Annotated in this window: 13 protein-coding genes and 1 tRNA gene; 7 read left to right on the forward strand and 7 right to left on the reverse strand. The window is 65.8% G+C overall.

All coding sequences use genetic code 11. The features are described from left to right. Nucleotides 1-161: 161 nt before the first annotated feature. Nucleotides 162-1,268, reverse strand: a complete 1,107-nt coding sequence (gene rffA, locus ACT2BZ_RS06860) for a dTDP-4-amino-4,6-dideoxygalactose transaminase (protein WP_457940098.1) — start codon at nt 1,266-1,268, stop codon at nt 162-164. A 308-nt stretch (nt 1,269-1,576) separates the two neighbouring features. Next, nucleotides 1,577-1,651: transfer RNA gene (locus tag ACT2BZ_RS06865), tRNA-Gly, on the reverse strand. Nucleotides 1,652-1,854: 203 nt separating this feature from the next. Between ACT2BZ_RS06865 and ACT2BZ_RS06870 the strand changes: the two genes are divergently transcribed. From ACT2BZ_RS06870 to ACT2BZ_RS06885, 4 genes are all read left to right on the forward strand, one after another. Continuing rightward, nucleotides 1,855-2,352: a prolyl-tRNA synthetase associated domain-containing protein gene (locus ACT2BZ_RS06870; protein ID WP_457940099.1), complete on the forward strand. Its 498-nt coding sequence runs from the start codon at nt 1,855-1,857 to the stop codon at nt 2,350-2,352. Between the two features lie 81 nt (nt 2,353-2,433). Then, nucleotides 2,434-3,408 carry a thioredoxin gene (trxA, locus tag ACT2BZ_RS06875; RefSeq protein ID WP_457940100.1) on the forward strand — a complete coding sequence of 325 codons (975 nt, stop codon included), beginning with the start codon at nt 2,434-2,436 and terminating at the stop codon, nt 3,406-3,408. 72 nt (nt 3,409-3,480) lie between these two features. Next, nucleotides 3,481-4,152: an LON peptidase substrate-binding domain-containing protein gene (locus ACT2BZ_RS06880; protein WP_457940101.1), complete on the forward strand. Its 672-nt coding sequence runs from the start codon at nt 3,481-3,483 to the stop codon at nt 4,150-4,152. Nucleotides 4,153-4,165: 13 nt separating this feature from the next. Continuing rightward, nucleotides 4,166-4,396 carry a Trm112 family protein gene (locus tag ACT2BZ_RS06885; protein ID WP_457940102.1) on the forward strand — a complete coding sequence of 77 codons (231 nt, stop codon included), beginning with the start codon at nt 4,166-4,168 and terminating at the stop codon, nt 4,394-4,396. A 26-nt stretch (nt 4,397-4,422) separates the two neighbouring features. On the opposite strand, the gene ACT2BZ_RS06890 is transcribed toward ACT2BZ_RS06885, so the two are convergent. Genes ACT2BZ_RS06890 through ACT2BZ_RS06900 form a run of 3 tightly spaced genes read right to left on the reverse strand, consistent with a single transcriptional unit; the run spans nt 4,423 to nt 10,149 of the window. Then, nucleotides 4,423-7,767: an error-prone DNA polymerase gene (locus ACT2BZ_RS06890; protein ID WP_457940103.1), complete on the reverse strand. Its 3,345-nt coding sequence runs from the start codon at nt 7,765-7,767 to the stop codon at nt 4,423-4,425. Continuing rightward, nucleotides 7,764-9,263 (reverse strand): Y-family DNA polymerase, encoded by a 1,500-nt coding sequence (locus ACT2BZ_RS06895; protein ID WP_457940104.1) that lies wholly within the window; start codon nt 9,261-9,263, stop codon nt 7,764-7,766. The genes ACT2BZ_RS06890 and ACT2BZ_RS06895 overlap by 4 nt, the downstream gene beginning before the upstream one ends. After that, nucleotides 9,145-10,149 (reverse strand): ImuA family protein, encoded by a 1,005-nt coding sequence (locus ACT2BZ_RS06900; RefSeq protein WP_457940105.1) that lies wholly within the window; start codon nt 10,147-10,149, stop codon nt 9,145-9,147. Before ACT2BZ_RS06900 ends, ACT2BZ_RS06895 begins: the two co-directional genes overlap by 119 nt. Before the next feature lie 191 nt (nt 10,150-10,340). Here ACT2BZ_RS06900 and ACT2BZ_RS06905 point away from each other — a divergent pair, with 191 nt between their 5' ends. Beyond that, a complete protein-coding gene (locus ACT2BZ_RS06905; protein WP_457940106.1) occupies nt 10,341-10,766 on the forward strand; it encodes a metallopeptidase family protein in 426 nt (141 codons plus the stop codon). Here ACT2BZ_RS06905 and ACT2BZ_RS06910 read toward each other — a convergent pair. Both ACT2BZ_RS06910 and ACT2BZ_RS06915 read right to left on the reverse strand, forming a co-directional pair. Beyond that, nucleotides 10,760-10,966: a DUF1737 domain-containing protein gene (locus ACT2BZ_RS06910; RefSeq protein WP_457940107.1), complete on the reverse strand. Its 207-nt coding sequence runs from the start codon at nt 10,964-10,966 to the stop codon at nt 10,760-10,762. The two genes, ACT2BZ_RS06905 and ACT2BZ_RS06910, sit on opposite strands and share 7 nt — an antisense overlap. A 4-nt stretch (nt 10,967-10,970) precedes the next feature. Continuing rightward, the gene (locus tag ACT2BZ_RS06915) at nt 10,971-11,855 is read right to left on the reverse strand and encodes an HpcH/HpaI aldolase/citrate lyase family protein (protein WP_457940108.1); all 885 of its coding nucleotides are present in this window, start codon (nt 11,853-11,855) and stop codon (nt 10,971-10,973) included. 99 nt (nt 11,856-11,954) lie between these two features. Between ACT2BZ_RS06915 and ACT2BZ_RS06920 the strand changes: the two genes are divergently transcribed. Further along, nucleotides 11,955-13,124 carry an NAD(P)/FAD-dependent oxidoreductase gene (locus ACT2BZ_RS06920; protein WP_457940109.1) on the forward strand — a complete coding sequence of 390 codons (1,170 nt, stop codon included), beginning with the start codon at nt 11,955-11,957 and terminating at the stop codon, nt 13,122-13,124. Nucleotides 13,125-13,216: 92 nt separating this feature from the next. Beyond that, nucleotides 13,217-13,822 (forward strand): 3-isopropylmalate dehydratase small subunit, encoded by a 606-nt coding sequence (leuD, locus tag ACT2BZ_RS06925; protein WP_457940110.1) that lies wholly within the window; start codon nt 13,217-13,219, stop codon nt 13,820-13,822. Nucleotide 13,823: the final 1 nt, after the last annotated feature.

Genomic DNA, 13,823 nt, shown 5'->3' on the forward strand with positions numbered 1-13,823 from the left:
CCACTCATCTAGTCAGCCAGTGCCTTAGAGTCTTCGGAACGTCGTTCGTGAAACGTACGACTGACCGCTCCAGTAGCACACGCTCTGGGCTCGTGAGGCCGAAACCGATCGCTTCCTCTCGTCATCAAGCTGGTCGACTCCTTGATGTGAACATCTGTGAATCAGGCGACAGAACCTCGGTCCGACCATTCTCGCACCGCGTCGATAACTAAGTCCTGCTTCGAGCCCAAGTCGTGATAAAGTGGTAAGCGTAGCAAACAATCCGTGGCGCGATCGGTGCCGGACATCTGGCCAACCGTCCGGCAATACCGCTGTCCGGCCGGTGAACTGTGCAAAGGGACGTAATGCGTCAGCGCCGAAATCCCGTGTTGCCGGAGTTCGGAAGCGAGGTGGTCGCGGTGTCGCCTGCTAGGTAAGACCAGGAAGAAGATATGGCCGTTGTGGTCAACCTCCGGAGGCGGCGACGGTAAATCAAAACAGCCGTCCGCAGCTAAATCGCCAAGGCACTCCCGATAGTAGTTCCATTGCGAACGACGCATCGCCGTAATCGTACCCGCGCGCTCAAGCTGGGCACGAAGAAAGGCAGCGGTCATCTCACTGACGATTTGTGACGAGCCAACATCCTGCCATGTGTAGAAGTCGACCTCGCCGGCCAGGAACCGTGACCGGTCTGTTCCTTTCTCCCGCATCACTGCAGCTTCCGCTGCCAACTTGATATCGTTCACCACTAGAGCTCCAGCCTCTCCAGCGGCGATGTTCTTCGTCCCATGAAAGCTGAAGCAGGCTAGCTTTGCGAAAGTCCCGGCCATTCGACCGTTGCGCTGTGATCCGTACGCTTGAGCCGCGTCCTCAACCACTGCGATGCCGTGCGGTTCAGCGATCCGCAGAATTGTCTCCATGTCGGCGGGGACGCCCGCGTAGTGGGTAACAAAGATTGCCCTTGTCCGGCTTGTCACAGCAACTTCAACCGAACTCGGATCGACGTTGAAGGTTATTGGATCGACGTCTACAAAGACCGGGGTAGCCCTGCGCAACACAACCGCATTCGGATTTGAAACAAAGGTGAAGGAAGGCATTATGACCTCGTCACCCGGTCCAAGTCCAAGCAACAAAGCGCACATCTCGAGCGCCGCAGTGCAGGAGGGGACGAGGAAGGCGGAGGGCGAGCCGACTTGTGCCCCCATTAGCGCCTCGCAAGCTGCGGTTTGAGCACCAGGTCCCGCAATTGCACGAGCTTTGAGGGATTCGCCGATATACGCAAGCTCCATCGCCCCTACATGAGGGCGGCTGAAGGGAACAGGTCCGGTGGAAGCCCTTTTGCGCAACTCGTGCACCTCTAGCCCTAGCCGATTTGAGCGAGCGTGACGGAAATCGACAACCCCGGCAAGCCAGTGAAGGCGGCATTCTGCGAATTGGCGTGCACCCCAGCGACGCTGCGACTTCACGCCGCGGCGAATTCGCAAACTGGTAACCCGCTTGTAACCGCGGCACTTTGGCGACCTGCCGCCGCCATCGTTGCAGATACCCCAGAAACGAAAAAGCCGCGGAGATCCGCGGCCTTAAACGTCTGGAAATTTGGAGCGGGTGAGGCGATTCGAACGCCCGACCCCAACCTTGGCAAGGTTGTGCTCTACCCCTGAGCTACACCCGCTCGCGCGGCGTTTCCGCCGCAAGCCGCGCCTATATGGCCGAAGAGTCGGGCGAATGCAACAGGCAAATCGCAGCCTGTCGACCGAAGCCGCCTAACCGCTTGCGCCGGCTGGGCCAATGCCCGCGTCCGGCGGCCTTGTGCCTTGTTTCGCGCCGGCATTTTCCTCTAAAGCTGAATGACCGACAGTCAATTCCGGACCCTTCATGCCCAAGTCACCTGCCGATCTGTTTGCATTTCTAGACGAGCTCGGCATCGCCGTCTCGACGGTATCGCATCCGCCGCTCTTCACCGTCGCCGACTCGCAGGCGCTGCGCGGCGAAATCAGCGGTGGCCACACCAAGAACCTCTTCCTCAAGGACAAGAAGGACAATTTTTTCCTTGTCACCGCAGAGGAAGACGCAGAAATCGACCTCAAGCAGATCCATCAGCTGATCGGGGCGGCCAGCCGCGTTTCCTTCGGCAAGCCGGAGGCGCTCCTGCAGCATCTTGGCGTCACGCCGGGGGCGGTAACCCCCTTTGGCCTGCTCAACGATCCCTCCGCGACGGTTCGCTTCGTCATTGACGAGGCCCTGATGCGGCACGCCGTCATCAACGCCCATCCGCTGACCAACGAGGCGACGACCTCGATTGCGGCTGCAGACCTGCTGCGCTTCGTGCGGGCGACGGGCCGCGAACCGCTTATCTTGAAAGTATCGCGCTGATCGCCACATGTGGCCAGCAGGTCTCGAATTGCGCTAGACTGCCGGCTTGGAAACAGCCTCGCCGGGCACGGAAGGGAAATAATGAGCGACAACGACAATCCGTTCGGCGGCATGGGCGGACAATATGCCCAGAATGTCAGCTTTGGCGCCTCCGAAGCCCCGTTGACCAACGGCGCCGCCGAGGCACCGGTCATCAAGGACGTGACGACGGCGAGCTTTCCCGCCGACGTCATCCAGGAATCGCGCAAGCAGCCGGTCCTCGTCGACTTCTGGGCGCCCTGGTGCGGCCCCTGCAAGCAGCTGCAGCCGGCGCTCGAGCGCGCCGTGGCGGGTGCGCGCGGCCGCGTCAAGTTGGTCAAGATGAACATCGATGACCATCCTGCGATTGCCGGCCAGCTCGGCATCCAGTCCATTCCCGCGGTCATCGCCTTCAAGGACGGTCAGCCGGCGGACGGCTTCATGGGCGCCGTTCCGGAGAGCCAGATCACCGAATTCATCACCAAGCTGGTCGGCAAGGACGACGGCGGGTCGCAGGTCGCCGAAGCGCTGGCGGCCGCTGCACAGGCGCGCGAGGCCGGCGACGCCCAGACGGCGGCCGGCATTTACGAGGCCGTGCTGCAGCAGGCTCCCGACAATGTCGAGGCCATTGCAGGCCTGGCTGACCTGCTCTTCGAGGCCGGTGAGACAACGGGAGCCGAGGAACTGCTTGCCAGCTGTCCTGACGACCAGAAGGAGGCCCCCGCCATCGTCGCCGTGCGCACCAAGATGGCGCTGGCGAAGCAGGCTGCAGAGCTCGGCGACCCGGGCGAGTTCGAGCGTCGGCTGGCCGAGAACCCCAAGGACCATCAGGCGCGTTTCGACCTTGCGATGATCCAGAACGCGCAGGGCAGGCGCCAGGAAGCTGCCGACAACCTGCTGGCGATCGTCTCGACCGACCGCGCCTGGAACGACGATGGCGCGCGCGCCCAGCTGATCAAGCTGTTCGAGGCCTGGGGGCCGACGGACGAGGTCACCCTGTCCTCGCGCCGGAGGCTCTCCTCGCTGCTCTTCTCGTAGGCCGCCGCGCCATGGGCCTTGCAACGGCGGCGCGATGCGCCAGATAGTGCCGAGCGGCAGACGGAGGAACAGGTGCAGGCGGGAAATTTCAACTACCGGCGGGAATCCGATCTGCCTTCAGCGGTGCCGGTGTTTCCGCTGACGGGCGCTCTGCTGCTGCCGGGCGGGCGGCTTCCGCTCAACATATTCGAACCTCGTTACCTGCAGATGATCGACGAGGCGATCTCTGGCTCCCGACTCATTGGCATGATCCAGCCCTCTTTCGATGGTGCTTTGCGCGCGGATGACGAGCCGGAGATCTGCAGTGTCGGCTGCCTGGGCCGCATCACCTCGCTCGCCGAGTCAGGCGACGGGCGCTACCTGATTTCGCTGCAGGGCGTATGCCGCTTCCGCGTGGTCAAGGAATTGCCCGTGAAGACACCTTACCGGCAATGCAAGGTGACGTGCTTCGTCGGTGACCTTGACGAGGACCAGACCGGCGACGAGGTCGATCGTCCCGCACTTCTTGCGACCTTCCGCTCCTATCTTGAAGCGAACGGGCTCGAGGCCGACTGGGAGAGCGTCAGCCGGGCCGAGAACGCCATGCTGGTCAATGCGCTGTCGATGATGGCACCCTATGGCCCGGCCGAGAAGCAGGCGTTGCTGGAGGCTCCCGATCTCAAGACGCGGGCCGAGACGCTGATCGCGCTGACCGAGATGACGCTCGCCCGCGACAATGACGATTTCGGGTCGAGCCTTCAGTAAGCGGAGTGACGTCATGACCGAGAGGGGCCGCGACAAGGAAATCGACGTCAAGCTGCTCGAACTCCTCGCCTGCCCCCTGACCAAGGGACCGCTGGTCTGGGATGCCGAGAAGAGCGAACTCATCTCGCGGCTCGCCCGGCTGGCCTACCCCGTGCGCGACGGCATCCCGGTCATGCTGCCCTCCGAGGCGCGGCCGGTGGAGATCGATGCCCCCGCCGCAAGGGCGCCCAGAAAGCCGCGCTGACGGCCTGGCCGGCCGGGCCTGATGCATTACTGGAAATTCCTCCCCTTCGGCATGACTTTGCCGGCCTTGACCGCCAGTGTTTCGGCATTTCCCAGACCGGCTGGGGCAAACGATGCCGCCCGCCCTTCGGGCGAGGCCCGGCTCTCCCCATGAATGCCGGCAGGCACTGCCGCGGATGGCGTTCTTTCTTCCAGCAGTGCCGACAGCCAGGGCGTCAGGTTCTCCGCCTTCTCGGCCACGATATGCACCACACCCGATTCCGACTGCAGCTTGCCGGTCACCCGGATGAACTTCGCGCCCATCACGACCGCCCGGAATTTTTCGAAATTGCGCGCCCAGACGATGATGTTGGCGACCGCGCCCTCGTCCTCCAGGGTCAGGAAGATGGCATTGCCCTTGCCGGGCCGCTGCCGCACCAGCACCAGGCCGGCGACCGACACACGCCTGCCGCCGGGCACGGTAGCCAGCCGTGCGTTCGGCGTGATGCCCGCGCGATCGAGCCGCTCCCGCAGGAAGGAGACCGGATGCGCCTTCAGCGACAGGCCGAGCGTCTGGTAGTCGTGCACGACATGCTGGCCGGGCGGCATCACGGGCAGCAGCGTCTCCGGCTCGTTATCGCGCAGGCGAAGGTCCGGCCGGTCGAACAGCGGCAGCTTTTCGGCCGCGCTCCGCCCGTCCAGCGCGCGCACGGCCCATAGCGCGGCGCGCCGGTCGAGACCGATCGAGCGGAAGGCATCGGCCTCCGCCAGCTTCTCGATCTCGTCGACATTGAGGCCAGAGCGCAGCCAGAGGTCGCGCACCGAATGGTAGCCGTCGCCGCGGCACGCCACCAGCTGCTCGATTCGCTTCGACGACAGCCCCTTGATCTGCCGCAGGCCGAGCCGCACCGCATGCCGCGTCCGGATGACGCCGCGCATCTCGCCATGGCGGTGGTGGATGCGCGCCGCCTCGAAGGGCGCCGGCTCTAGCGCGCAGTCCCAGCCGGAGTGGTTGATGTCCGCCGCGCGCACTTCCACGCCATGCTCGCGTGCATCGCGCACAAGCTGCGCCGGGGCATAGAAGCCCATCGGCTGCGCGTTGAGGATCGCAGCGCAGAAGACGTCCGGATAGAAGGTCTTGAACCAGCAGGAAGCATAGACCAGCAGCGCGAAGGAGGCCGCATGGCTTTCGGGAAAGCCGTATTCGCCGAACCCCTCGATCTGCTTGAAGCAGCGCTCGGCGAATTCCTTGTCGTAGCCATTGGCCAGCATGCCGTCGATCATCTTCTGGCGGTAGTTGCCGATCGTGCCGGTGCGCTTGAAGGTCGCCATGGCGCGCCGCAACTCGTCGGCGACGCCCGGCTTGAATCCGCCGGCGACGATGGCGATCTTCATCGCCTGCTCCTGGAACAGCGGCACGCCGAGCGTCTTGCCGAGAATTTCCCGTAATTCGGGCTTGGGATATTCGGCCTTCTCCTTCCCCTGCCGCCGTCGCAGGTAGGGATGCACCATGTCGCCCTGGATGGGGCCTGGCCTGACAATCGCCACCTCGATGACGAGATCGTAGAATTCGCGCGGTTTCAGCCGCGGCAGCATCGACATCTGGGCCCGCGACTCGATCTGGAAGACGCCGAGCGTGTCGGCGCGGCAGATCATGTCGTAGACGCGGGGATCCTCCGGCGGGATCGTCGCCAGTTCCAGACGGCGCCCGTACCGGTCGCGCACGTCGTAATGCTTGCCGAGCAGCACGAAAGCGCGGTTCAGGCAGGTCAGCATGCCGAGCGCCAGGATGTCGACCTTGAGGATCTTAACCGCGTCGAGATCGTCCTTGTCCCACTCGACCATCTTGCGTTCGTCCATCGCCGTCTTGACGATCGGCACGATCTCGTCGAGCCGGTCCCGGGTGATGACGAAGCCCCCGACATGCTGCGACAGGTGGCGCGGAAAGCCCATGATCTCGTTGGCGAGCGCGATGACATGGCCCGACAGCGGGTCGGTCCGGTCCAGCCCGCCGGCCCTGGCCTCCTCGTCGCCGACCGCGGAAGGCCCCCAGCCCCACACCGAGCCGGCCAGCGCGTCGCGCACGTCGTCCGACAGGCCGAGCGCCTTGGCGACCTCGCGCAGCGCCGAGCGGCCGCGATAGGTGACCACGGAGGCCGCGAGCGCGGTGCGCTTCTGGCTGTACCGCTCGTAGATATAGGCGATCACCTCGTCGCGCCGCTCATGCTCGAAATCGACGTCGATGTCGGGCGGTTCGTTGCGCTCGGCGGAGATGAAGCGCTCAAACAGCACGTCGATGATCTCCGGGCCGACATCGGTGATGCCGAGGCAGTAGCAGATGACGGAATTGGCCGCCGAGCCGCGCCCCTGGCAGAGAATGCCCTGCGACCGGGCGAACTTGACGATGTCGCGCACGGTCAGGAAATAGCGGGCATAGTTCAGCTGCTGCACGGTTGCGAGTTCGTGCCGGATGATGCCGGCGACCTTGTCGGACACCCCGTCGGGATATCGCTGGCGCGACCCCTCCCAGGTCAGCCTTTCCAGCTCGGCCTGCGGCTCGAGCCCCGATTCCGTCGGCTCGTCCGTGTAATTGTACTCCAGGTCGCTGAGCGAGAAACCGAGCTCGCCGGAAAACCGCAGCGTCTCGGCCAGCGCCTCGGGGTGATGGCGGAAGAGTCGCGCCATCTCCTGCGCCGGCTTGAGGTGGCGCTCGGCATTGGCCCTGAGCTCCAGCCCGGCCTCGGCGACCGGCACGTTGAGCCGGATCGCCGTCAGCACGTCCTGCAGCGCCCGTCTTTCCCCCGTGTGGTAGAGGACGTCGTTGCTGGCCATCAGCGGCACCCCGGCGGCGCTGGCCAGGGCGGCTGCCTGCTCGATCCTGAAGCGGTCGTCGCCGCCATAATCGGGCGCCACGGCCAGCCGCAGCGCCTCGCCGAAACGCTGCTTCAGCCGGGCCAGCAGGCCGCGCGGATCGGCAGCGCCCGGACCGACATCCGCGAACACGGCGAGCGACAGGTGGTCGCCCCATTCGACGAGATCCTCGAGATAGAGGCGCGCCGCGCCCTTCTCGCTCTCGTCGCGCAGATTGGCCTGGCTGAGCATGCGGCAGAGATGCCCCCAGCCCTTGCGATCGCGCGGATAGGCGAGCACGTCCGGCGTGCCGTCGCAGAACACCAGACGGCAGCCTGGATGATAGGCGAGCCCTTCCACCTTGGCCTGCTGCCAGGCCCGCACCACGCCCGCCACGCTGTTGCGGTCGGCAAGCCCGATCGACGAATAGCCGAGCAGCCGTGCCGCCACCACCAGCTCCTCCGGCCGCGACGCGCCGCGCAGGAAGGAGAAATTCGACTGCATGCCGAGCTCGGCATAGGGCGGGGGTGTCATCGCGTTCATGCAAAGAGACCGTGCATGAACCAGCGCGGCACCGATTTCTGCGTGGCGCCGTAAAGACCCTGCCGGTAGAGCCAGTAGCGCCGCCCGTCGGCATCCTCGACGCGGAAATAGTCGCGTACCGGCGCATCGGCACCCTCGCGCCACCATTCCGGGGCGATGCGCTCCGGCCCCTCCGCCCGCGCCACCCTGTAGAGCGCGCGCCGCCAGCGGAAATGCAGCGGTGGCCCCTCGGGCACCTCGGTTGCCGGCACGTCGAGCGGCTCGGGATGGCGAAACAGCCGGATCGGCCGTTCCGCCATCAGGGCCGGCAGGCCCGCGGCCGGATTGCCGGCTTCGGCGAAAGGCAAGAGGGCAACGGCACGCTCGGGCAGGTGGCTCTGCACGGCGACCGGCCGCAATATCGCCTGCTTGCCGAGGCGCGCGCCGATGCGGTCGGCAAGCAGCGCGATGTCCTCGCCGCGGTCGAGCGTTCCGCCGGCGAGGTCGCCCTGGTCCATCTCGAAGCGCGCCGCCGCCAGCACCGACAGGCGCACCAGGTCGAAGCCGTAGCCGGCGTCGATGTCGCTTTCGAGCGCCGCCAGCCTTTCGTGGAACAGTTTCTGCACGAGGCGCGGCTCGCGCAGCGGCCGCGAGGTACCGACCGCGATGCGGCTGACCGCGCCGTCGACCCTGAACAGCTGCAGCTGCAGCATCCGGGCACCCTCCTCGCGCCGTTCGAGACTGTCCTTCAGCGTCGCCGCCAGGAGAGCGACCAGGCTCTCGATGTCGGCTGTGCTCGACACCGGCTCGGCGAGTTGCCGCTCGACCGACAGCGGCGCCACCGGCAGGCGCGGCGACAGCGCCTCCTCGAGCCGGCCAAGCGCCTGGTCGAGGCGCATGAGAAGCAGCTTGCCGAAGCGCCGCGACAGGGGCGCGCGCGGCGCCGCCATCACCGCGCCGGCCGTGCGCAGGCCGACACTTTCCAGGCTGGCGCAGGTCGCCGGCTCCAGCCGCAGCGCCGACAGCGGCAACGGCCCGATCAGTCCCGCCTCCTGTCCCGGCTCGACGATCAGCGAGCCGGAGAAGCGCGCCGCCGCCCAGGCCGCGCCGGCCGTCGAGGCAAGCCCGGCGCGCACCTCGAAACCCTGGTGGAAGAAACGCGCCAACATGTCGTCGAGCAGGCGTTTCTCGCCGCCGAACAGGTGCACGCAGCCGGTGATGTCGAGGAACAGCCCTGCCTTGCCGTCGAGCGCCACCAGCGGCGTGTAGCGGTCGCACCAGTCGGCCAGACTTTCGAGCAACTGCCGGTCGGCCTGCGGATCGGCCTCGACGATGTCGATGCCGGGATGCATGGCGCGTGCGTCGGCAATGCCCATGCCGGGCTTCAGGCGGATGCGCTCAGCCTGCTCGTCCAGCGCGGCGATGCGTTGCGTATTGTTCTCGCGGTGACTGATGACGAGCGGCGGCATCGTCGCCGGCCGGCTGGAGCGCCACGACCGTCCCAGCCGCTGCCGCATGACCCTCTCGACGCTGAGATAGGGAAACCACAGCGAGAGGATTCTCTGCCGAGGGGCGGTCTGGCCGCCTTTGCTGGAGGGAGCGTGCATCGAAGTTCCATTCCGCTATGAACTGCCCGGGCAGAGCCGTCCGGCTCTTGCCAATGGTGACCGAAAAACCCGGCGGACCGATCGAGCGGGCGAGCGCCCCTCCTGCCGTCTGGCGCAGGCCGGCCGGCGCTGGCGAGACGATCAGCCGGACCGGCGCTGCGGTCGGCTCGGCATGTGCGGACTGGCGCAGCAGGAAGACCGGCCGCCCGCCCGCCTGTGCCCGGCGGTGCAGCCGGCGCGTTGCCGTCAGGTCGAGCGCCTGCGGGTTGCCGCGCAGTTCCAGCAGCACCGCAGAAAGCGTCGTCAGCCGCGCCGCCTCCTCGGCGATCCACAGCGCATCGGCGAGCTTCGGCGCCTCCGACAGCAGCATGTCCTCCGGCGCGATGCCGAAGCGGGCCTGCAGCCCGGCCGCATAGGGAAGGGCCGCCTCGCGAAAGATCTCCGCCGTGCCGATCCATAAGAGCGGCGCCCTGTCGGCCCGCTGCTTCAGCGCCATGCTGATCAGCGCCAGCGCGAACCCGGCCGCGGCCCCGGCATCGCGCGTCTGGGTCCCGTGGATCTCGGTCAGCGCGGCCTTGGGCAGCCCGCCGCCCAGCGCCCGGTCCAGATCCTCGACGCCGGTCGGCAGCAACCCGCCGGCCGGCACGGCGATGCCGTGCTGCCTGAGCACGATGTCGGACTCGGCCGCGGCCTCGCCGCTGCGCTCTTCAAGGCGCTCGGCAAGCCGGCCCTCTATCTTCGCAATCTGTCGACGCAAGGCAAAAACGGTTCCCTGCGTCGCGGCGTTGGTCGCCATGACGGTCCTGCTTTCCGGCAATTGTTCCTGTTATGTTCTTATAGATTCCAGAGGGACCCGGAAGAGTCAAGCGACTCGCAAGGAGAATTTATTCCTTTTGCCGGAGCTGCAGGCCGACCTGATTGCCCCGCTTGTCGCAAGGGCCTCGAAACCCGGGGCCACAACGGCTATATGCGTCGAAAGGAAAAACGATGGCCCGCATCTACCAGACACGCGCATGGCAAGACCAATTATCGCCCTCGATGGAAGAGATGGAGCTGCTGGCGCTTGAGACCTATGCCCACCTGCCCGAGAAATTCCGCACCCTGACAGGCGAGATCATCATCCAGATCGCCGAGTTTCCGACCGACGAGATCATGGACGACCTGTCGCTGGAAACCCCGTTCGACCTGCTTGGCCTGTTCGAGGGCCGCGGCATCGCCGAGCGCTGGAACCCGCAGACCGGCGAGGGCCCCAACCGGGTCACCCTCTACCGCCGCGCCATTCTCGACTATTGGGCCGAAAACGAGGAAACGCTGGGCTCGATCATCAACCACGTGCTGATCCACGAGATCGGTCATCATTTCGGCCTGTCGGACGACGACATGGAACAGATCGAGGAAGACGCCGATCAATAGTCGCCGAGCTTAATGCCGGGGTCGTAATCGATGCCTTCGACGTCCTTCACCACGGCCTGGCCGCAGCGCATCGTCTTGGACTCCGCATCGAAAGCGTAGGTCGGCGACCCGAACAGATGCCATCCGTTGTTCAGCGCCGCCGTGACCTTGTGGCAAAAGCTCGCATCGTCTGGCCCGCTGAGAAACCGGTAGAGTTTCATCGCCTCACCCTTTCCGTACCGCCCTTCCGGCCCGGGCGAGCAGCCGTTCCGCCTGCGCGAGATGCAGCCGCTCGATCATCAGGCCGTCCCGCGCGATCACGCCCTTCCGCGCATTCTCGGGCAGCGCGAAGGCCGCCACGATCGCCTTGGCCTCGGCCAGTACCGCCTCCGATGGCGAAAAGGCGCGGTTGGCCGGATCGATCTGAGCCGGGTGGATCAGCGTCTTGCCGTCGAACCCCATCGCCGCGCCGTCCGCGCATTCGCCCGCGAACCGGTCGAGATCGCGAAAATCATTGCTGACCCCGTCCAGAACGTCGAGTCCGCCCGCCCGCGCGGCCAGCACCATCTGCATCAGCCATGGCGCCAGGTAGCGCCGGTCGGGCGTCGAAAGGATCCCGGTTTCTTTCACAAGGTCATTCGTACCGGCAACGAAACAATCCAGGCGCGCAGCGCCGTCGCGGCCGAATTCCGCCAATGGGCCGATGTTGAGCATCGCCTTGGCCGTCTCGATCATGATCCAAAGCCGCATCGAGGCCGGCGCGTCGGTCTCGTCCAGCATGTCATCGATGTCGTGCACGTCGCGCGGCGAGTTCACCTTCGGCAACAGGACCGCATCGGGCTTGCAGGCGCGCGCCGCGAGCAGGTCTTCCGTGCCCCATTCGCTGGCGAGCGGGTTGATGCGGATGACGCATTCCGGCCCGCCCTCGCCGCGCGCGGCGAAAAAGCCACGCAGGTTCTCGCGCGCATCGGCCTTCGCCTCGGGCACCACCGCGTCCTCCAGGTCGAAGATCACCGCATCGCATTCGAGCGACGCCAGCTTGGCGATCGCCCTCTCATTGGAGGCGGGCACGAAGAGCACCGAGCGGCGCGGGCGCGTGGCATGGTTCATCTGGTCTTCTTGCCCGGCGGTGCTGGCCCTTGCAAGCCCTTGCCGCGCAATGGCGAACCTGTCATCTGCGCAATCGTGACAGCTGAGGAACGGAAAGACATGGCGCGATATGATGTCGTCATCATCGGCGGGGCAATCGTCGGCAGTTCGGTCGCCTACTATCTGCGCGAGCACGGCTTTTCCGGCTCGATCGCGCTGGTCGAGCGCGACCCGCATTTCACCCATGCGGCGACCACTCTGTCCTGCGCCTCGATCCGCCAGCAATTCTCGGTGCCGGAAAACATCCGCCTGTCGCAGTTCACGCTGAACCTGTTCCGCCGCTTGAAAGAAGAGTTCGGCGCGGAGGCCGACATCGGCTTTCACGAAAAGGGCTACCTCATCCTCGCCAGCGACAGCGGCGTGCCGATTCTCGAGGCCAATCACCGCGTCCAGCAGGAACTCGGCGCCGACATTCTCCTCGAGGATGCCCCAGCCCTGCAGAAGCGCTTTGCATGGCTGTCGACGGAAGGCATCGCCGCCGGCGCCTACGGCCGCAGCGGCGAGGGCTGGTTCGACGCCCATGCCATGCTCTCGCTGTTCCGCAAGGCGCTGAAGACCAGAGCCGTCGACCTGATCGGAGCCTCGGTCACCGGCATTGGCCGCGAAGGCAAGCGCGTCACCTCCGTCACGCTCGACAATGGCGACACGCTGGAGGCCGGTACGGTCGTCAATGCGGCGGGACCGAATGCCGGACGCGTCTCGGCGATGGCCGGCATCGCGCTGCCCGTCGAGCCACGCAAGCGGTCGGTCTTCGTCTTCGAGGCGCGCGACAAGTTCGCCGACATGCCGCTGATCGTCGACCCCAGCGGCATCTATGTCCGGCCGGAAGGGTCGGTCTACATTACAGGCGGCGCCGACCCGGACGAGACCGACGGTCCGGCCGATCCGCAGGATTTCGAGCCAGACTGGCCCCAGTTCGAGGAGATCATCTGGCCGCTTCTGGCGACCCGCGTCCCCGCCTTCGAGGCGATCAAGGCGACGCGCGCCTGGGCCGGCCACTACGACTACAACGTGCTCGACCAGAACGCCGTCATCGGACCGCATCCCGAGGTGTCGAACTTCATCTTCGCCAACGGCTTTTCGGGCCACGGCCTGCAGCAGGCGCCGGCGGTCGGCAATGCGCTCGCCGAACTGCTCGTGCATGGCGCATACCGCACGGTCGACTGTTCGCCCTTCGGCTATGAGCGGATCGCCGCCGACCGCCCGTTCCGCGAGCTGAACGTCATCTGACGCTGCCCCGGCGTGCCGGTCTCTTTGATTTCAGCCCCGCATTGTGTAAAGCAGCATCCACAAATCAGTGCCGAGAAGACGAGGGCCAAGTCATGGACAAATTCACGAAGCTCACCGGCGTTGCCGCCCCCTTGCCGATCGTCAATGTCGACACCGACATGATCATCCCCAAGGACTACCTGAAGACCATCAAGCGTACCGGCTTGAGCGTCGGGCTTTTCGCCGAGATGCGCTTCAATGACGACGGCTCGGAAAACCCCGACTTCGTGCTCAACAAGCCGGCCTACCGCAACGCCCAGATCCTCGTCGCGGGCGACAATTTCGGTTGCGGCTCGAGCCGCGAGCATGCCCCGTGGGCGCTGCTTGATTTCGGCATCCGCTGTGTCATCTCGACCAGCTTCGCCGACATTTTCTACAACAACTGCTTCAAGAACGGCATCCTGCCGGTCACCGTCAGCCCTGAGGACCTTGAAAAGCTGATGGACGACGCCTCGCGCGGTTCCAACGCCACGCTCACCGTCGATCTCGAGACCCAGGAAATCCGCGGGCCCGACGGCGGCTCGGTCAAGTTCGACATCGACGACTTCAAGCGCCACTGCCTGCTCAACGGTCTGGACGACATCGCCCTGACCATGGAGAAGGCCCCGGCCATCGCCAGCTACGAGGACAAGCTCGCCGACAGGCGGCCCTGGGCCTGAG

The organism is Mesorhizobium sp. 10J20-29 (genome assembly GCF_054130485.1).